Genomic DNA, 17,902 nt, shown 5'->3' with positions numbered 1-17,902 from the left:
TTGTTGAAAAAGGATTGATAATGAAGATTGTCATTGCGCCAGACTCTTTTAAAGAGAGCTTAAGTGCAGAAAAATGTTGTCAGGCAATTAAAGCCGGGTTTTCGACCATATTTCCCGATGCGCACTATATCTGTTTGCCGATAGCGGATGGCGGCGAAGGGACGGTGGAGGCGATGGTCGCCGCGACGGACGGTAACATCGTGAAGCTTGAAGTCTGCGGGCCGATGGGCGAAAAAGTGAATGCTTTTTATGGCCTTACCGGCGACGGGAAAACGGCGGTGATTGAGATGGCAGCAGCAAGTGGCCTGATGCTGGTCGCGCCTGAAAAGCGTAATCCGTTGCTGGCCTCCAGTTTTGGTACGGGGGAGTTAATTCGCCATGCGCTGGATAATGGCATTCGCCATATTATTCTCGGCATTGGCGGCAGTGCGACGGTCGACGGCGGTATGGGCATGGCGCAGGCGCTCGGTGTGCGTTTCCTTGATGCCGACGGTCAGGCGCTGGCGGCTAACGGCGGCAATTTAGCGCGCGTGGCAAGCATTGAGATGAATGAATGCGATCCGCGTCTGGCGAACTGTCATATTGAAGTAGCATGTGACGTTGATAACCCGCTGGTAGGGGCACGCGGCGCGGCGGCAGTGTTTGGCCCGCAAAAAGGGGCAACGCCGGAGATGGTCGAAGAGCTGGAACAGGGGCTGCAAAATTACGCCCGTGTTTTACAACAGCTAACTGAAATCAACGTCTGCCAGATGGCGGGTGGTGGCGCGGCGGGCGGTATGGGCATTGCGGCGGCGGTATTCCTCAATGCGGATATTAAACCGGGTATTGAGATTGTGTTGAATGCGGTCAATCTTGCGCAGGCAGTGCAGGGTGCAGCACTGGTGATCACCGGGGAAGGGCGCATCGACTCGCAAACGGCAGGCGGTAAAGCGCCGCTGGGCGTGGCGTCGGTGGCGAAGCAGTTTAATGTCCCGGTGATTGGGATTGCTGGCGTATTGGGTGATGGCGTGGAAGTGGTGCACCAGTACGGCATTGATGCGGTATTCAGCATTTTGCCACGTCTGGCACCTTTAGCCGAAGTGCTCGCCAGCGGTGAAACCAATCTCTTCAACAGTGCGCGAAATATTGCCTGCGCCATTAAAATAGGTCAGGGAATTAAAAACTGACTATTACCTTTAAAGCGGATGCGATTTATATCGCATCTTTTTTTACCTGAATTGACTACAAAAAAAGCCACGGTATAAACCGTGGCAAAATCCAACATAGCTAAAAATAATCAGGCGAGTGGTATGACTTAAATCTCTACGTCGCGGTTGCAATCTTTCGAGTAAATATAGCTGAACGCTTCACCACGCCCTACGCCATAACCAGCCTGTAAAGAATAAGCGCCCATAAAGATGTAATCGCCTTTTTTCACCGGGATCCAGTTATTGTCGAGGTTATAAACCCCCTGACCGGAAAGAATATAGGCACCGTGTTCCTGAACGTGGGTTTCGATATAACCGTGGCTGGCACCTGGTGCAAAAGAGAGGATATGCATGTTCATATCAAAACCTAACTCTTTGGGCAGAAAATCCAGCAGAATAACATCGTCCATGCCTTCATAATGAATGCGTTCCAGTTCGCTGGCATTGCCAGAAACCAGCCACGGCGCATGACCTTCTACCGGAATATAGCGACGCTTATATAAAAAGATTTGGCTGTCTTCGGCCTGGGCGTTAACAAACGTCATTAAGGAGCCTGGCGGGCAATAAAGATAGCCACCTTCACTTAAGGTAAATGTTTTCCCTTCGGCTTTGGCAGTGATATTTCCAGAGATCACATACAGGAACGTTTCAATGCCTTCGCCACCGAAGCCCTGTTGGTTGCCGCCGTTTTGATGCAGTGTGACCAGATAATCAACAAAAGAGGCACCCAGCTTTGGCGTGGAGAGGATTGTCGCGTCACAATTTTCAAAGCCCGGAATAATATTTTTTACCAGACCGTCTGGTGTTAACAGTGCGAAATTACCGTGTTTCACAATCGCACGGTTAGCCAGTAAATCATCGCGGTAACCGGTGACGTTATTTAAATATCCCATTTATAACTCCTTATTTCTGCCAGGCAAGTTGATAAAGCATGAGTGCCAACGTTTTGACCCCTTCGGCAAGGTCGGTAATATTGGTGCGTTCCGCCGGGTTATGGCTGATCCCGTTGATGCTGGGAATGAAAATCATGCAGGTCGGCACGCGAGGCGCGAAAATTTGCGCGTCGTGCCCGGCACCACTGTGCATCACCCGGTAATTCAGTTTTTCGCTTTCACACAATTCTGTCAGGGTGGCGACCAACTCCTTATTCATCGGCACGGGTTCTTCGTCCATCCATAAATCGATATCAATACCAATATCCATTTCATCGCAAATCGCCCGCATGTCGTTTTCTAACTGTTGGGTGAAATCGCGCAGCACGGTAGCGTCGGTATGACGACAATCAATGGTGAACGTGGTTTTACCCGGCACTACATTCACCGTATTCGGGCGCGGCTCTACTTTGCCAAAGGTCAGAACCAGCGGGTCGCCCATCTTTTTCGCTTTTTCGACAGACTGATGGCAAATGCGACTGAAAGCGTAAACCGTATCACGACGATAGCCCATCGGCGTGGTGCCTGCATGGTTTGATTCACCGTTCAGCGTCACCGTATAACGACGCTGCCCGACAATTGCATTCACCACGCCAATTGATTGCCCATTACTTTCCAGCACACAGCCCTGTTCGATATGCAGTTCGACAAAGGCTTTAATATCCTGACGCGGAGTTAGTGGGGCGTTCGGCAGAGTAAATCCGCAAGCCTTCATCGCATCGACAAAACTATTTCCTTTGGCATCACAGATATTCCGCACGTCGTCAGGATTCGCCAGCCCAAAAATATTTTTACTGCCCCAGAAAACATACGGGAAGCGGCTGCCTTCTTCTTCTGCCATCGCCACCACTTCGACCGTACGTAACGGCGCGCCGTATTGCGTTTTCAGCCAGTCAATAGCCAGCCACGCCGCCAGCGCACCGAATTGCCCGTCGAGGTTACCGCCGTTAACCACGGTATCGATATGCGAACCGCTCAGAACCACTTCCTGTGGATATTCGGTGCCATTCAGGCGACCGTATAAATTCCCCACTTCATCGAAACGTGTTTCCAGCCCGCTTGCTGCCATTCTTTTTTTAAACTGCTGCTGGGTTTCCAGCCATTCCGGCGAATAAAGTAAACGGGTCATACCGCCGGTTGGGTCAGCGCCAAAAGAGGAAAGCCAGGGCAGCGTTTCTTCTATAGCTTGACGGAAATGTGTAATCATAAGAAAGTCCTGTCTCAATAATTATTGCGCAAAGGGATTTTTCGTTTCGTATGACGTGTTATAAAGCGCGTCGGAAATTAAATACTGGTAAATATCATCAACAATTTCGATGCCTTCGACGGCGGCTTTGCGTTGTTTAATATCCTGATCCTGTCCGGGATAATAAACCTGATTAAAACCGGGCGCGGGGGTAATGGTATTTAATTCGCGCATGGTCTGGCTAAGATGTTGACGGAATAATTCGCTGGAGGAGAAAAAGTTCGGGTTAATAACTATATGTAATTGCCCCAAATTACGCCCGGCGTGTAAATCGTCATACATCGAACTAACCTGTCGCCCGAACGGTAAGCCGAGTAAGACGCCTGAGAGGACGTCAATCATCATCATCAGGCCATACCCTTTCGGCCCAGCGGCGGGGAGCAGAGCATGTACCGCGAACGGATCGGTTGTTGGTGCACCGTTTTTATCGACTGCCCAGGTATCCGGGATAGACATATTGCGCGAGCGGGCGTCGAGCACTTTTCCCCATGCCTGTACGGTAGTCGCCATATCGAAGGTAAGGATCTCATCGCCTTCTCCCGGCGCGGCAAAGGCCAGTGGGTTAGTGCCGTAGTAAATTTCCGCGCCGCCAAACGGCACCACCATTGGATCGGACTGGCACAGCGAAATGCCAATTAATCCGGCGCGGGCTGCCTGCTGCACAAAATATGAGATTGCGCCGCTGTGACCCATCCGGCTGATACCGACCACCGCAACGCCTTTTTGCTGGGCGGTTTTGATGGCATGTTCCATACCCATTTTCGCTGCGACCTGTCCGGCGGCATTGTCGGCATGTAAAATTGCCGAGCACGGTCCGGTTTCCTCAAGACGAAACTCCGGTTCGCGGTTGGTGCCGCCTTTTGAAATGCGTTCGGCGTAGTATTCAACGCGCACCGCGCCATGAGAGTGGATCCCTCTGGCATCGGCGTAAACCAATACTTCAGCCACGGTTGCAGCGTGCTCACGTTTTAACCCAGCCTGGCAGAGTTTATTCTCGATTAGCTGGTGGAGTGTTTCCCGACTGATTTTCATCTGTCTTCCTTTTTAACGACGGTGTGAAGCATGACTGCAATTAACATACAGGGAAAATATCTGGATTATGTGATCCAGACAGGCAAAAAAATATAGTTAGAATTTATTTGATAATCTTCGTGCTTTTAACCTGGTTTTTAAAACAACCATGCTTATTAAAAAATAACGCGTAATAGTCTGGCGGTTATTTGAATTCTTTTGTTAATAATCCACGTGTGATATTCATCACCTTATTTACTCGTTGTCATCGATACCGTAATCGCCACATTAACACTGCTCGTGCAATTGCCATGGGTGCAATTTTTAAGGAGTTGTTATGATCCACGCCTTTATTAAAAAAGGGTGTTTTCAGGATTCGGTCAGTTTAATGATTATTTCACGAAAACTCAGCGAATCAGAAAATGTTGATGATGTTTCCGTAATGATGGGTACGCCCGCCAATAAAGCGTTATTAGATACTACAGGTTTCTGGCATGACGATTTTAATAACGCCACGCCGAACGATATTTGCGTGGCAATTCGTAGCGAAGCGGCGGATGCGGGGATCGCGCAGGCGGTTATGCAGCAGCTTGAAGAGGCGCTAAAACAACTGGCGCAGGGTTCAGGCAGCAGCCAGGCGTTGACGCAGGTGCGTCGCTGGGACAGTGCCTGTCAGAAATTACCCGATGCCAATCTGGCGCTGATTTCAGTGGCTGGTGAGTATGCGGCGGAGCTGGCGAACCAGGCGCTGGATCGCAACCTCAACGTGATGATGTTTTCCGATAACGTCACGCTGGAAGATGAAATCCAACTTAAAACCCGCGCGCGGGAAAAAGGCTTGCTGGTGATGGGGCCAGACTGCGGTACGTCGATGATTGCCGCCACGCCGCTGGCTTTTGCTAACGTGATGCCGGAAGGCAACATTGGCGTCATAGGCGCTTCCGGTACCGGGATTCAGGAGCTGTGCTCACAGATTGCGCTGGCAGGGGAGGGAATTACTCACGCGATTGGTCTTGGCGGGCGCGATCTCAGCCGTGAAGTGGGCGGCATCAGTGCGCTAACGGCGCTGGAAATGCTCAGTGCAGACGAGAAAAGCGAAGTGCTGGCATTTGTTTCAAAACCACCTGCCGAAACTGTGCGTCTGAAAATTGTTAATGCCATGAAAGCAACTGGCAAACCGACGGTGGCGCTGTTTTTAGGTTATACCCCGGCGGTGGCCCGCGACGAGAATGTCTGGTTTGCCTCCTCGCTGGATGAGGCCGCTCGTCTGGCTTGTCTGCTTTCACGCGTCACTGCGCGACGTAACGCGATAGCGCCTGTCAGCAGCGGATTTATTTGCGGTTTGTATACCGGCGGTACGCTGGCTGCTGAAGCGGCGGGATTACTTGCCGGACACCTTGGCGTGGAAGCCGACGATACCCATCAACATGGCATGATGCTGGACGCCGACGGACATCAGATCCTCGACCTGGGCGATGATTTTTACACCGTCGGGCGTCCCCATCCGATGATCGACCCGACCTTACGCAACCTGTTAATTGCCGATCTCGGCGCTAAACCGCAAGTGCGCGTGTTGCTGCTTGATGTCGTGATTGGCTTCGGTGCGACCGCCGATCCTGCCGCCTCGCTGGTGAGCGCCTGGCAAAAAGCCTGTGCCGCGCGTTCAGACAATCAACCACTGTATGCCATTGCCACGGTGACAGGCACTGAACGTGACCCGCAATGCCGCTCGCAGCAAATCGCCACGCTGGAAGATGCGGGGATCGCGGTAGTGAGTTCGCTACCGGAAGCCACCTTGCTGGCTGCGGCGTTAATTCATCCGCTCTCGCCTGCCACACAGCAACACACACCGTCATTACTGGAAAACGTCGCCGTGATTAACATCGGATTACGCAGCTTTGCGCTGGAGCTACAAAGCGCCAGCAAACCGGTTGTGCATTACCAATGGTCGCCAGTCGCCGGCGGCAATAAAAAACTGGCTCGTTTATTAGAACGTTTGCAATAAGGGGTTCCCATGTTTACATCAGTGGCGCAAGCCAATGCTGCGGTTATCGAACAAATTCGTCGCGCTCGTCCACACTGGCTGGATGTGCAACCGGCTTCTTCACTTATCAGCGAACTAAACAAGGGCAAAACACTGCTTCACGCCGGGCCGCCAATGCGCTGGCAGGAGATGACCGGACCCATGAAAGGGGCATGTGTGGGCGCATGTCTGTTTGAAGGCTGGGCGAAAGATGAAGCGCAGGCACTGGCAATGCTGGAGCAGGGGGAAGTGAACTTCATTCCTTGTCACCATGTGAATGCTGTCGGGCCAATGGGCGGCATTACTTCTGCCAGTATGCCGATGCTGGTGGTCGAGAACGTGACCGACGGCAACCGGGCGTACTGCAACCTCAACGAAGGTATCGGCAAAGTGATGCGTTTTGGCGCTTACGGCGAAGATGTCCTGACTCGCCATCGCTGGATGCGCGATGTGTTAATGCCAGTATTAAGTGCGGCGCTGGGGCGCATGGAGCGCGGTATCGATCTCACCGCGATGATGGCGCAGGGCATTACCATGGGCGATGAGTTCCATCAACGCAATATTGCTTCCTCTGCACTGTTAATGCGTGCGCTGGCCCCACAAATTGCTCGCCTCGATCATGATAAACAGTACATTGCGGAAGTGATGGATTTCCTCAGCGTGACCGATCAGTTCTTCCTCAACCTCGCGATGGCCTACTGCAAGGCGGCGATGGATGTAGGCGCGATGATCCGCGCAGGCAGCATCGTTACGGCTATGACCCGCAACGGCAATATGTTCGGGATTCGGGTAAGCGGGCTGGGTGAACGCTGGTTTACTGCGCCTGTAAACACTCCGCAAGGTCTGTTTTTCACCGGCTTCTCGCAGGAGCAGGCGAACCCGGATATGGGCGATAGCGCGATTACCGAAACCTTTGGTATCGGAGGTGCGGCAATGATCGCCGCACCTGGCGTAACACGCTTTGTCGGTGCGGGTGGCATGGAAGCGGCCAGAGCGGTATCTGAAGAGATGGCGGAAATTTACCTTGAACGCAATATGCAGTTGCAGATCCCCGGCTGGGATTTCCAGGGGGCGTGCCTGGGGCTGGACATTCGTCGCGTGGTAGAAACCGGCATTACGCCACTCATCAATACCGGTATCGCCCATAAAGAGGCGGGGATCGGGCAGATTGGCGCAGGCACCGTGCGGGCACCGCTGGCGTGCTTTGAACAGGCGCTGGAAGCACTGGCTGAAAGCATGGGGATTGGTTGAGGAACGCACAATGACGATCATCCATCCTCTACTTGCCAGCCGTAGCGCACCGAATTATCGCCAGTCCTGGCGGTTAGCGGGAGTGTGGCGGCGGGCGATTAACCTGATGACGGAAAGCGGCGAACTGTTAACGCTGCATCGTCAGGGGAGTGGTTTCGGCCCCGGCGGATGGGTGCTTCGCCGCGCGCAATTCGATGCGTTATGCGGTGGATTATGCGGCAATGAACGACCACAGGTTGTGGCACAAGGGATTCGTCTCGGGCGTTTCACGGTTAAACAGCCACAGCGTTATTGTTTGCTACGTATTACGCCGCCTGCGCATCCTCAACCGCTTGCCGTTGCATGGATGCAACGCGCGGAGGAAACCGGGCTTTTCGGGCCACTGGCATTGGCGACAAGCGATCCGCTGCCTGCTGAATTACGCCAGTTTCGTCACTGTTTTCAGGCCGCGCTCAATGGCGTTAAGACCGACTGGCGGCACTGGCTGGGTAAAGGCCCCGGATTAACGCCAAGTCATGATGACACGCTGAGCGGAATGCTGCTGGCGGCCTGGTATTATGGGGCTTTAGATGCGCGCTCCGGTCGCCCGTTTTTTGCCTGTTCCGACAATCTTCAACTCGTTACCACTGCGGTGAGCGTCAGTTATTTACGTTATGCCGCGCAAGGATATTTCGCCTCGCCACTCCTGCACTTTGTTCATGCTCTGAGTTGCCCGAAACGTACCGCAGCGGCGATCGATTCGCTGCTGGCGCTGGGGCATACGTCAGGGGCCGATACGCTGCTGGGGTTCTGGCTTGGCCAACAATTATTACAAGGGAAACCATGAAAACACTGGTTGTGGCTCTTGGGGGCAACGCCTTACTCCAGCGCGGTGAGGCGCTGACGGCAAAAAATCAATATCGCAATATTGCCAGTGCTGTACCCGCGCTGGCGCGCCTGGCCCGTTCTTATCGGCTGGCGATTGTTCACGGCAACGGACCGCAGGTGGGGCTGCTGGCGTTACAGAATCTGGCGTGGAAAGAGGTAGAACCGTATCCGCTGGATGTACTGGTGGCGGAAAGCCAGGGGATGATTGGCTATATGCTGGCGCAGAGCTTGAGCGCACAGCCGCAGATGCCGCCTGTCACGACGGTGCTGACGCGCATTGAGGTTTCGCCTGATGATCCGGCGTTTTTACAGCCAGAGAAATTTATTGGTCCGGTTTATCAGCCAGAAGAACAAGAGGCACTGGAAGCGGCTTACGGCTGGCAGATGAAACGTGATGGTAAATATTTACGCCGGGTGGTGGCGTCTCCGCAACCGCGTAAAATTCTCGACAGCGAAGCCATCGAGTTGTTGCTCAAAGAGGGGCATGTGGTGATTTGCAGTGGCGGCGGCGGTGTGCCTGTGACGGAAGACGGGGCAGGGAGTGAAGCGGTGATTGATAAAGATCTCGCCGCTGCGTTGCTCGCCGAGCAGATTAATGCCGATGGACTGGTGATCCTCACCGATGCTGATGCGGTATATGAAAACTGGGGAACGCCGCAGCAACGTGCCATTCGCCATGCCACACCGGATGAGTTAGCGCCATTTGCCAAAGCCGATGGTTCGATGGGGCCGAAGGTAACGGCGGTGAGTGGCTATGTCAGAAGCCGTGGTAAACCCGCGTGGATTGGGGCGTTATCGCGGATTGAAGAGACGCTGGCGGGCGAAGCGGGGACTTGTATTTCGCTGTAGTGATGGGCACCAGGCAATTGGCACATCCAGCCTGATGCGATGCTGGCGCATCTTATCAGGCCTACAGGCGGTGTCGGAACGGTAGGCCGGATAAGGCGTTTACGCCGCATCCGGCAATCGGTACACCATGCCTGATGCGATGCTGGCGCATCTTATCAGGCCTACAGTCGGTGTTGGAGCGGTGGGCCGGATAAGGCGTTTACGCCGCATCCGGCAATCGGCACACCATGCCTGATGCGATGCTGGCGCATCTTATCAGGCCTACAGTCGGTGTTGGAACGGTAGGCCTGATAAGGCGTTCACGCCGCATGCGGCAAGAAAATGAGCATCAATTAACTGAACTTGCTCTGCGCCCACATCACGCCGCTGGCATACTCCGGCGGCAGCAGTGGGATTAAGGCTTCCAGCGTCGCGGTCAGACGCGATGTGTCGCTGTCGGTCAAATTCAAATGCCCCACTTTACGGCCCGGACGGACTTCTTTGTCGTACCAGTGCAGATGCACAAGCGGCAGTTTCAGCCAGTCATAATTCAGATCGCTACCAATCAGATTGATCATCACCGACGGATTATTCACTACTGGTTGCGGTAACGGCAGATCGGTAATTGCCCGCAGATGTAGCTCAAACTGGCTGATGCTGGCACCGTTTTGCGTCCAGTGACCGCTGTTATGCACACGCGGAGCCAGTTCGTTGATCAGCAGACCTTGTGGGGTGACAAAACACTCCATTGCCATCACGCCTACATAGCTCAGCTCCTGCATAATCGCCGACAACATCTCTTCAGCTTGCGCCTGCAGCTGTGCGTTGGCCTGCGGGAAAGCGACGCTGGTGCGCAAAATGCCGTCCTGATGCAGGTTATGCGTCAGCGGATAAAACACGGTGCTGCCATCAAAACCGCGCGCGCCAACCAGCGACACTTCACCAGAGAAGTTTATGCCCTGCTCGACAATACATTCGCCGTAGCATTCAGCAGGTAACTGTTCGGTTTCATCGGCGCGTAAACGCCATTGACCGCGTCCGTCATAGCCACCAGTGCGGCGCTTAACAATCGCCAGCTCACCTAAACGATCAAACACCGCAGGCCACTCGCTGCGTTCGGAAAGTAACTGCCACGGTGCGGTCGGCAGGTGGAGCTTATCGAAAAGCTGCTTCTGAGTCAGACGGTCGGCAATAATCGGGAACACATCGCGGTTCACAAAGGCCGGATGGCGCGCCAGCTCGCGGGTTAATGCAGTTTCCGGCCAGCGTTCGATCTCAGCGGTAATCACGCTTTGTTGAAAAGGCACCGCCGCCGGTTCAGCGTCCAGCCCGACCGGCCAGACAGCAATGCCTAACGGTTCGCCTGCCTGACGCAGCATACGGCCTAACTGCCCGTTACCGAGGACGCAAACCTGTTTCATGCCGCACCTCGCGGGTCCGGGTTTTCCAGCACTTCATCAGTTTGTGCTTTGCGCCATTCATTCAGACGCTGGTGCAGTTCTTTATCATGAGTCGCAAGAATTTGTGCTGCCAGTAACGCCGCGTTTGCCGCGCCAGCTTTACCAATCGCCAGCGTACCCACCGGAATGCCGCGCGGCATTTGTACGATGGAGTAGAGGCTATCGACACCGCTCAGTGCGGCGCTCTGTACTGGCACGCCCAGCACCGGCACCAGCGTTTTGGCGGCAATCATGCCAGGCAGGTGCGCTGCGCCGCCTGCGCCCGCAATAATCACCTGATAACCGTTCTCTTCGGCGCTTTCGGCGAAGCTGAACAGTTTATCGGGGGTGCGGTGAGCAGAAACCACTTCAACGTGGTGCGGGACATTCAGGATTTCGAAGATTTCGGCGGCGAACTGCATGGTAGCCCAGTCGCTTTTGGACCCCATCACGATGGCGACACGCGCCGGATTATTGCGGGAAGACATGCGTCTTAAAACTCCTGTGGTGCACAACTCTCGGCTTTAGAGGGCACAGAGAATAGCACGGAAAGAGTGCAAGGAAAACGGTTGCGTAGGCGGAATTAACCGTCAGTTGTTGAGTTTTTAATTTGTTCTGCGTGTTGATTATGCGCTCTGGCTGAATTGGCAAAGAATGCCCATATCAACACAATGCTCCATGGAAAAAAGCAAATACCGACAATCAATATAAATCTTTCTACAAAACGTTGGTTATGGGGGCGGGTGAGTACTAAATAAATGAGCCAGAAATAGACTATCCAGGAAATGACCGCCGCAGCTACCAGTGACAATGCGCCAAAATAGAAGCCGACAAGACCGAACCAGCTAATACACAGTGGCGCTCCTGCCGTAAGGGCGATGCCAGAAATCAAAAATCCGTTGCAGCGTTGCATAATAATATTCCCTGTTGTTATTTCACTCAGAGATTATTACCTTGCTGATTTTAAAAAAGATATACAGGTTGCGTTAGTTCGGTGCTTTTTCAGAATCTGTCCATTCGTGGTCAGAAAGGAAAATGGATTAGCTCAACGTCATCCGCCGTGACTTTCACCATCGAACCTTCTGTATGCCAGGCACCCAGTACCACGCGAAAAGCCGTTTGCTGATTGGCGATAAGTTCATGCACCGCCGGGCGATGGGTATGCCCGTGGATCAGCCATTGCACTTGATGTTTTTCCATCGCACTGACCACCGCGTTTTGGTTAACGTCCATGATCGCCAGCGATTTACTGCTGTTGGCTTCTTTACTGTTCGCGCGCATTCGCGCGGCAATGCGTTTGCGCACAAACAACGGCAGGGCGAGGAATAGCGTTTGCAGCCAGGGTTTGTGGACTTTGGCACGAAAAGCCTGATAACCCGCGTCATCGGTGCACAGCGTGTCGCCATGCATAATCAACACCCGACGACCATAAAGTTCGAGCACCTTTTCTTCCGGCAATAACGTCATGCCGCTTTCACGGGCAAAGCGTTTGCCGAGCAGAAAATCACGGTTGCCATGAATGAAATAACAGGGAACGCCGGAATCGGATACCGCTTTGATCGCTGCGGCCATCTGGTGATGAAGTGGGTTGGGATCGTCGTCGCCGATCCAGGCTTCAAACAGATCGCCAAGAATATACAGCGCATCGGCCTTGCGGGCCTCCCCCGCTAAAAAACGCAGAAAACCGGCGGTGATCGCCGGTTCTTCCGCGCAGAGATGAAGATCTGCAATAAAGAGTGTCGCCACGATTACTCGCTAACGGTCACGCTTTCAATGATAACGTCTTCTTTTGGCACGTCCTGGTGCATACCGCTACGACCGGTTGCCACACCTTTGATTTTGTCTACCACGTCCATGCCTTCAACCACTTCAGCAAATACGCAGTAGCCCCAACCTTGCAGGCTTTCGCCAGAGAAGTTCAGGAAGTCGTTATCAACCACGTTGATGAAGAACTGGGCAGTTGCAGAGTGCGGTGCCTGAGTACGGGCCATTGCCAGCGTACCACGGGTATTTTTCAGACCGTTGTTGGCTTCGTTTTTGATCGGTTCTTTGGTGGCTTTTTGTTTCATGCCCGGTTCAAAACCGCCGCCCTGAATCATAAAGCCGTTGATAACACGGTGGAAAATGGTGTTGTTGTAAAAACCTTCGCGGCAGTAGTCCAGGAAGTTTTTAACTGTTTCAGGTGCTTTATCGTCAAAAGTTTTGATGACAATATCGCCGTGATTGGTGTGGAAAGTAACCATTTTTGCATCCTGTTCCGTTTGATTGGTGCTTCAACCCGGTTCGGGTCATATATAGGGTGGTGTTATAGCATAACCGCACGATCGGATCATCACGCAATGTATGCTGATTCGCGCGGGAAATATGGGTATTATACGCAACTCAATTACCCACACATGTCTAAACGGAATCTTCGATGCTAAAAATCTTCAATACTCTGACACGCCAAAAAGAGGAATTTAAGCCTATTCACGCCGGGGAAGTCGGCATGTACGTGTGTGGAATCACCGTTTACGATCTCTGTCATATCGGTCACGGGCGTACTTTTGTTGCTTTTGACGTGGTTGCGCGCTATCTGCGTTTCCTCGGCTATAAGCTGAAGTATGTGCGCAACATTACCGATATCGACGACAAAATCATCAAACGCGCCAATGAAAATGGCGAAAGCTTTGTGGCGCTGGTGGATCGCATGATCGCCGAAATGCACAAAGATTTTGATGCTTTGAACATTCTGCGCCCGGATATGGAGCCGCGCGCGACGCACCATATCGCCGAAATTATTGAACTCACTGAACAACTGATCGCTAAAGGTCACGCTTATGTGGCGGACAACGGCGACGTGATGTTCGACGTCCCGACCGATCCGACATATGGCGTGCTGTCGCGTCAGGATCTCGATCAGCTGCAGGCAGGCGCGCGCGTTGACGTGGTCGACGACAAACGCAACCCGATGGACTTCGTTCTGTGGAAGATGTCGAAAGAGGGCGAACCGAGCTGGCCGTCTCCGTGGGGCGCGGGCCGTCCTGGCTGGCACATTGAGTGTTCGGCAATGAACTGCAAACAGTTGGGTAACCACTTTGATATCCACGGCGGCGGTTCTGACCTGATGTTCCCGCACCACGAGAACGAAATTGCCCAGTCCACCTGTGCGCACGATGGCCAGTATGTGAATTACTGGATGCACTCCGGTATGGTGATGGTTGACCGCGAGAAGATGTCTAAATCGCTGGGTAACTTCTTCACCGTGCGTGACGTGCTGAAATACTACGATGCGGAAACTGTGCGTTACTTCCTGATGTCGGGTCACTATCGCAGCCAGCTGAACTACAGCGAAGAGAACCTGAAACAGGCGCGTGCGGCGCTGGAACGTCTCTATACTGCCTTGCGCGGCACAGACAAAACCGTTGCGCCTGCCGGTGGCGAAGCGTTTGAAGCGCGCTTTATTGAAGCAATGGACGACGATTTCAACACCCCGGAAGCCTATTCCGTGCTGTTTGATATGGCGCGTGAAGTAAACCGTCTGAAAGCAGAAGATATGGCAGCGGCGAATGCAATGGCGTCTCACCTGCGTAAACTTTCTGCCGTATTGGGCCTGCTGGAGCAAGAACCGGAAGCGTTCCTGCAAAGCGGTGCGCAGGCAGACGACAGCGAAGTGGCTGAGATTGAAGCGTTAATTCAACAGCGTTTGGATGCCCGTAAAGCGAAAGACTGGGCGGCGGCAGATGCGGCGCGTGACCGCCTTAACGAGATGGGGATCGTGCTGGAAGATGGCCCGCAAGGGACCACCTGGCGTCGTAAGTAATTGCGCTATTGCCGGATGCGAGTTTTCGCATCCGGTTATCGTCTGCGCCACCACAACATTCCCATCAGTAGCATCCCCGGCAACCACACCCACATCAATTCAGAAATAATCACCTGATGCCCGTACGGCGTGGTGTAACGAGACAATGCAAACGGCGCGACTTTAATCACCTGCCAGGGAGCGAAAAAGCGTTCATCTGACCACGGCCACAGCCAGCCAACCCCTTTACCGCCAGTGGTTACCGAATCCAGCAAGCTGTGCGATAGCAACGAGACGGTTAAAAACAGCCAGCAGCGAATCAGCCCAGCCCTGAACCATCGACGTCCAATCAGCACACATAACAGCGGGACAACAAACGCAAACACCAGCGAATGGGTAAACCCGCGATGACCAAAAACATTGCCGTAAGCAACGCCAAATTTAAACGACAATACATCAGCATCGGGCAGCATCGCCAGGATGATTCCGGCAAATAACAGACGCGGAGGGATGGCTTTCGAACCCAACCCTAAACCAATGCATAGGGGAACGGCGGCGTGCGTAATAACGGTTGGCATGATGGTCGCTTCGGCAAAATGTCGATGCTATCAGCATGGATGAACGGGGCGTAGAGGGCAAAAGTCTGAAAAGAGAACCGGCCTGTTGATACAGGCCGGGAAAGGGATCAGGCAACAACCTGTACGCTGTGACCTGCAAAACTCACTGTCTGACCGGCGACGATTTTGCAGCGTTTGCGCGTTTCAACCGCACCGTCGACTTTCACCTGGCCTTCGGCAATCGCGATTTTCGCCTGCGCGCCGCTTTCGCTCCAGCCTTCCAGTTTCAGCAAGTCGCACAGCTCAACGTGCGGATGTTTATCTAAAGAAAATGTCGCCATGTTACTCATCCTGTGGATCATGATATTCAACGCACGCCTGTAGCGTGTTTTCAATCAGCGTGGCAACCGTCATCGGGCCAACGCCGCCCGGAACAGGCGTAATGTATGAGGCGCGTTTAGCCGCGTCTTCAAACACGACGTCGCCCACAACTTTGCCATTTTCCAGACGGTTGATGCCAACATCAATCACAATTGCGCCTTCTTTGATCCAGTCACCAGGAATAAAGCCCGGCTTGCCGACGGCAACGATCAGTAGATCGGCATTTTCTACGTGGTGACGCAGATTTTTAGTGAAACGGTGAGTCACGGTGGTGGTGCAACCTGCCAGCAGCAGTTCCATGCTCATTGGGCGACCGACGATATTCGATGCGCCAATCACCACGGCGTTAAGGCCGAAGGTATCAATGTTGTAACGCTCAAGCAGCGTGACGATACCGCGCGGGGTACAGGGACGCAGACGTGGCGCGCGCTGGCACAGACGACCGACGTTGTAAGGATGGAAACCGTCCACGTCTTTGTCCGGATGAATACGTTCCAGCACTTTGACGTTATCAATACCCGCCGGTAACGGCAGTTGAACCAGAATGCCATCAATGGTGTTGTCGGCATTCAGCGCATCGATAAGCTCCAGCAGCTCCGCTTCGCTGGTGGTTTCCGGGAGGTCATAAGAGCGGGAGACGAACCCGACTTCTTCACAAGCCTTGCGTTTGCTTGCGACATAAATTTGCGATGCAGGGTTGCTACCCACCAGCACAACGGCCAGTCCTGGCGCCCGCAGTCCGGCTGCAATACGCGCCTGAACTTTTTGAGCAACTTCAGAGCGCACCTGCTGCGCAATCGTTTTACCGTCAATAATCTTTGCTGCCATCAGAGAGAGGATTCCATCTGTTACGTAGGTCGAAGGGGATGCGTCTATTTTGTCAGAAGCGTGGCGCGCTGTCAGTTTTCGTTTTCTGAAAAGTAAAACCTTCTGTACCTGGCTGATTCACACCTATCATGATAACCGTCGTTGGTTTGCCGCCATAGTGAGCTACATCAGATGCGGTCGTACACTTGTTCAGCAACTGGTTCAAAAGCCATTGACTCAGCAAGGGTTGACCGTATAATTCACGCGATTACAGCACACCGTGGTATCAATGCGCCCTTAGCTCAGTTGGATAGAGCAACGACCTTCTAAGTCGTGGGCCGCAGGTTCGAATCCTGCAGGGCGCGCCATTAAAATTCAATCAGTTACGCCTTCTTTATTTCTTCTATAATTCCAGAGTGGGACATTATCACCAAAAATGTCGTCTATTTTCCTCGCGTGCTCAGTCAAATGATTAGGCGCAAGGTGAGCATATCTACGAACCATTTCTCTGGACTCCCATCCGCCCATTTCCTGAAGCACTGATAATGGGACGCCTGACGGAATCAACCAGCTTGCCCTGGTATGTCTGAGGTCATGGAAACGGAAATTTTCAATTCCTGCACGACGACAAGCTGATAGCCATGCTGTCTTGCTGTCAATGCGCATCTTCCTGAGCGCAGGCATTGATGTTCCATCTGCTCGCTTAGCCGCCCTGGTATGTACACCCACATTTGTGATGCTTGCCTGTTTGATCACGCAACACTTTAGAGGCGGTATCGTTCAGCGCCACACCAATGGCGCAGTTTGATTTGCTATCTTCTGGATTCACCCTGGCAACTTGTCGCTGCATGTCAATCTGTTGCCACTCCAGATTTATGATGTTCGACTTTCTCAGAACAGTTACCAGCGCAAATTTGACGACAGATTTCAGTGGTTTGGGGCTCTCATCAATCAGGCGTTTTTCCTGATTCTTTTGTAAGTCTCTTGTGCCATTCCACCTCATACAGGTTTGCCTGCAAACAGTACTGATATTGCACTGCCAGATATTCCGGCTGGCTTCGTGGTTGTTTTCAACAGTGATGAGGCATCGTGGCATCTCGTTGAAGACCATCGGGGTAAAACGGTTTATGACGTGGCATCAGGGGACGCGTTATTTATTTCTGAGCTCGGTCCGTTACCGGAAAATGTTACCTGGTTATCCCCGGCAGGGGAGTTTCAGAAGTGGAACGGCACATCATGGATAAAGGATACGGAGGAAGAAACCTCGTTGCTGGAAGCCTGTAAGATGTATCGGGTGTTGCTGAACCGAGTTGATACATCAACTGCCCCTGATATTGAGTGGCCTGTGAACCCTGTCAGAGAGTAATCATTGGGATTATGCCGCAGCACGTCGTGCGCAAGAACGTGCTGCGGCTGGATGCTATTTTTTCCCTGAAGCGGAAAACATTACTACAGTACCTTTAACCTTGGTTTTAACATTCTCGAAATGCTCTGAGAGTATATGTGTTAAGCCTTCTTCGGAATCTTTTGTGTTTGAAAAGATGCCTTTCTGATTGTAAATGCGCATCAGTTTTTGACCGAAGCTATTGTGC

Annotated in this window: 18 protein-coding genes, 1 tRNA gene and 3 pseudogenes; 9 read left to right on the top strand and 13 right to left on the bottom strand. The window is 52.9% G+C overall.

Annotated elements, in window-relative coordinates; translation table 11 throughout:
- The first annotated feature begins 20 nt into the window (after positions 1-20).
- Complete coding sequence (glxK, locus tag C4F37_RS13475; protein WP_001556850.1) at positions 21-1,166, top strand: glycerate 3-kinase; 1,146 nt, start codon at positions 21-23, stop codon at positions 1,164-1,166.
- 128 nt (positions 1,167-1,294) lie between these two features.
- Here the strand turns inward: glxK and allE are convergent, their stop codons facing one another.
- From allE to allD, 3 genes are read right to left on the bottom strand one after another with little or no spacing between them, the layout of a single operon-like run.
- A complete protein-coding gene (gene allE / locus C4F37_RS13470) occupies positions 1,295-2,080 on the bottom strand; it encodes a (S)-ureidoglycine aminohydrolase (RefSeq protein ID WP_000540958.1) in 786 nt (261 codons plus the stop codon).
- Between the two features lie 10 nt (positions 2,081-2,090).
- A complete protein-coding gene (gene allC, locus C4F37_RS13465) occupies positions 2,091-3,326 on the bottom strand; it encodes an allantoate deiminase (RefSeq protein WP_001538412.1) in 1,236 nt (411 codons plus the stop codon).
- A gap of 21 nt (positions 3,327-3,347) precedes the next feature.
- Positions 3,348-4,397: an ureidoglycolate dehydrogenase gene (gene allD / locus C4F37_RS13460; RefSeq protein WP_000703882.1), complete on the bottom strand. Its 1,050-nt coding sequence runs from the start codon at positions 4,395-4,397 to the stop codon at positions 3,348-3,350.
- A 316-nt stretch (positions 4,398-4,713) separates the two neighbouring features.
- On the opposite strand from allD, the gene C4F37_RS13455 reads away from it, so the two are divergent.
- Genes C4F37_RS13455 through C4F37_RS13440 form a run of 4 tightly spaced genes read left to right on the top strand, consistent with a single transcriptional unit; the run spans position 4,714 to position 9,366 of the window.
- Positions 4,714-6,381, top strand: coding sequence for an acyl-CoA synthetase FdrA (locus tag C4F37_RS13455; RefSeq protein ID WP_000580879.1), 1,668 nt, complete (start codon positions 4,714-4,716; stop codon positions 6,379-6,381).
- A 9-nt stretch (positions 6,382-6,390) separates the two neighbouring features.
- Positions 6,391-7,650: a DUF1116 domain-containing protein gene (locus C4F37_RS13450; protein ID WP_001538413.1), complete on the top strand. Its 1,260-nt coding sequence runs from the start codon at positions 6,391-6,393 to the stop codon at positions 7,648-7,650.
- A 10-nt stretch (positions 7,651-7,660) separates the two neighbouring features.
- Positions 7,661-8,476 (top strand): DUF2877 domain-containing protein, encoded by an 816-nt coding sequence (locus tag C4F37_RS13445; protein WP_001538414.1) that lies wholly within the window; start codon positions 7,661-7,663, stop codon positions 8,474-8,476.
- Positions 8,473-9,366: a carbamate kinase gene (locus C4F37_RS13440; protein WP_000855408.1), complete on the top strand. Its 894-nt coding sequence runs from the start codon at positions 8,473-8,475 to the stop codon at positions 9,364-9,366. The genes C4F37_RS13445 and C4F37_RS13440 overlap by 4 nt, the downstream gene beginning before the upstream one ends.
- Positions 9,367-9,698: 332 nt before the next feature.
- Here C4F37_RS13440 and purK read toward each other — a convergent pair whose 3' ends face one another.
- The 5 genes from purK to ppiB form a co-directional block, all read right to left on the bottom strand.
- Positions 9,699-10,766 (bottom strand): 5-(carboxyamino)imidazole ribonucleotide synthase, encoded by a 1,068-nt coding sequence (gene purK / locus C4F37_RS13435; protein ID WP_000815579.1) that lies wholly within the window; start codon positions 10,764-10,766, stop codon positions 9,699-9,701.
- A complete protein-coding gene (gene purE, locus C4F37_RS13430; RefSeq protein WP_001298348.1) occupies positions 10,763-11,272 on the bottom strand; it encodes a 5-(carboxyamino)imidazole ribonucleotide mutase in 510 nt (169 codons plus the stop codon). The genes purK and purE overlap by 4 nt, the downstream gene beginning before the upstream one ends.
- A gap of 95 nt (positions 11,273-11,367) precedes the next feature.
- On the bottom strand, positions 11,368-11,697 hold the full coding sequence (locus C4F37_RS13420; RefSeq protein ID WP_001538415.1) for a hypothetical protein: 330 nt from the start codon (positions 11,695-11,697) through the stop codon (positions 11,368-11,370).
- Between the two features lie 110 nt (positions 11,698-11,807).
- A complete protein-coding gene (lpxH, locus tag C4F37_RS13415; protein ID WP_000212234.1) occupies positions 11,808-12,530 on the bottom strand; it encodes a UDP-2,3-diacylglucosamine diphosphatase in 723 nt (240 codons plus the stop codon).
- A gap of 2 nt (positions 12,531-12,532) precedes the next feature.
- Entirely contained in the window at positions 12,533-13,027 is a 495-nt protein-coding gene (gene ppiB, locus C4F37_RS13410; protein ID WP_000256002.1) for a peptidylprolyl isomerase B, read from the bottom strand.
- Positions 13,028-13,200: 173 nt separating this feature from the next.
- On the opposite strand from ppiB, the gene cysS reads away from it, so the two are divergent.
- A complete protein-coding gene (gene cysS / locus C4F37_RS13405) occupies positions 13,201-14,586 on the top strand; it encodes a cysteine--tRNA ligase (protein ID WP_000912345.1) in 1,386 nt (461 codons plus the stop codon).
- 35 nt (positions 14,587-14,621) lie between these two features.
- On the opposite strand, the gene C4F37_RS13400 is transcribed toward cysS, so the two are convergent.
- The 3 genes from C4F37_RS13400 to folD form a co-directional block, all read right to left on the bottom strand.
- Positions 14,622-15,143: a metal-dependent hydrolase gene (locus tag C4F37_RS13400; protein WP_001143516.1), complete on the bottom strand. Its 522-nt coding sequence runs from the start codon at positions 15,141-15,143 to the stop codon at positions 14,622-14,624.
- Between the two features lie 107 nt (positions 15,144-15,250).
- Positions 15,251-15,463, bottom strand: coding sequence for a ribosome-associated protein YbcJ (gene ybcJ, locus C4F37_RS13395; protein ID WP_001773868.1), 213 nt, complete (start codon positions 15,461-15,463; stop codon positions 15,251-15,253).
- A gap of 1 nt (position 15,464) precedes the next feature.
- Positions 15,465-16,331: a bifunctional methylenetetrahydrofolate dehydrogenase/methenyltetrahydrofolate cyclohydrolase FolD gene (gene folD / locus C4F37_RS13390; protein WP_000729154.1), complete on the bottom strand. Its 867-nt coding sequence runs from the start codon at positions 16,329-16,331 to the stop codon at positions 15,465-15,467.
- Positions 16,332-16,380: 49 nt separating this feature from the next.
- On the opposite strand from folD, the gene C4F37_RS27845 reads away from it, so the two are divergent.
- Entirely contained in the window at positions 16,381-16,569 is a 189-nt protein-coding gene (locus tag C4F37_RS27845) for a hypothetical protein (RefSeq protein ID WP_001287636.1), read from the top strand.
- Between the two features lie 32 nt (positions 16,570-16,601).
- Positions 16,602-16,678 (top strand) — tRNA-Arg (locus tag C4F37_RS13380).
- A 15-nt stretch (positions 16,679-16,693) separates the two neighbouring features.
- Here the strand turns inward: C4F37_RS13380 and C4F37_RS27555 are convergent.
- A pseudogene (locus C4F37_RS27555) lies at positions 16,694-17,283 on the bottom strand (site-specific integrase); the annotation flags it as partial.
- An 18-nt stretch (positions 17,284-17,301) separates the two neighbouring features.
- On the opposite strand from C4F37_RS27555, the pseudogene C4F37_RS13370 reads away from it, so the two are divergent.
- Positions 17,302-17,676 (top strand): annotated as a pseudogene (locus tag C4F37_RS13370) (tail fiber assembly protein); the annotation flags it as partial.
- Positions 17,677-17,730: 54 nt separating this feature from the next.
- Here the strand turns inward: C4F37_RS13370 and C4F37_RS13360 are convergent.
- Positions 17,731-17,902 (bottom strand): annotated as a pseudogene (locus C4F37_RS13360) (class I SAM-dependent methyltransferase); the annotation flags it as partial.

Source organism: Escherichia sp. R1, assembly GCF_003000935.1.
In the GTDB taxonomy this organism is placed as follows: domain Bacteria; phylum Pseudomonadota; class Gammaproteobacteria; order Enterobacterales; family Enterobacteriaceae; genus Escherichia; species Escherichia coli.
This window is presented reverse-complemented; position numbering and strand designations above follow the sequence as displayed.

Excerpts from the sequence above, each read along its gene's own strand:
- glxK (WP_001556850.1), top strand. The coding sequence starts at position 21 with ATGAAGATTGTCATTGCGCCAGACTCTTTTAAAGAGAGCTTAAGTGCA.
- allE (WP_000540958.1), bottom strand. The coding sequence starts at position 2,080 with ATGGGATATTTAAATAACGTCACCGGTTACCGCGATGATTTACTGGCT.
- allC (WP_001538412.1), bottom strand. The coding sequence starts at position 3,326 with ATGATTACACATTTCCGTCAAGCTATAGAAGAAACGCTGCCCTGGCTT.
- allD (WP_000703882.1), bottom strand. The coding sequence starts at position 4,397 with ATGAAAATCAGTCGGGAAACACTCCACCAGCTAATCGAGAATAAACTC.
- C4F37_RS13455 (WP_000580879.1), top strand. The coding sequence starts at position 4,714 with ATGATCCACGCCTTTATTAAAAAAGGGTGTTTTCAGGATTCGGTCAGT.
- C4F37_RS13450 (WP_001538413.1), top strand. The coding sequence starts at position 6,391 with ATGTTTACATCAGTGGCGCAAGCCAATGCTGCGGTTATCGAACAAATT.
- C4F37_RS13445 (WP_001538414.1), top strand. The coding sequence starts at position 7,661 with ATGACGATCATCCATCCTCTACTTGCCAGCCGTAGCGCACCGAATTAT.
- C4F37_RS13440 (WP_000855408.1), top strand. The coding sequence starts at position 8,473 with ATGAAAACACTGGTTGTGGCTCTTGGGGGCAACGCCTTACTCCAGCGC.
- purK (WP_000815579.1), bottom strand. The coding sequence starts at position 10,766 with ATGAAACAGGTTTGCGTCCTCGGTAACGGGCAGTTAGGCCGTATGCTG.
- purE (WP_001298348.1), bottom strand. The coding sequence starts at position 11,272 with ATGTCTTCCCGCAATAATCCGGCGCGTGTCGCCATCGTGATGGGGTCC.
- C4F37_RS13420 (WP_001538415.1), bottom strand. The coding sequence starts at position 11,697 with ATGCAACGCTGCAACGGATTTTTGATTTCTGGCATCGCCCTTACGGCA.
- ppiB (WP_000256002.1), bottom strand. The coding sequence starts at position 13,027 with ATGGTTACTTTCCACACCAATCACGGCGATATTGTCATCAAAACTTTT.
- cysS (WP_000912345.1), top strand. The coding sequence starts at position 13,201 with ATGCTAAAAATCTTCAATACTCTGACACGCCAAAAAGAGGAATTTAAG.
- C4F37_RS13400 (WP_001143516.1), bottom strand. The coding sequence starts at position 15,143 with ATGCCAACCGTTATTACGCACGCCGCCGTTCCCCTATGCATTGGTTTA.
- ybcJ (WP_001773868.1), bottom strand. The coding sequence starts at position 15,463 with ATGGCGACATTTTCTTTAGATAAACATCCGCACGTTGAGCTGTGCGAC.
- folD (WP_000729154.1), bottom strand. The coding sequence starts at position 16,331 with ATGGCAGCAAAGATTATTGACGGTAAAACGATTGCGCAGCAGGTGCGC.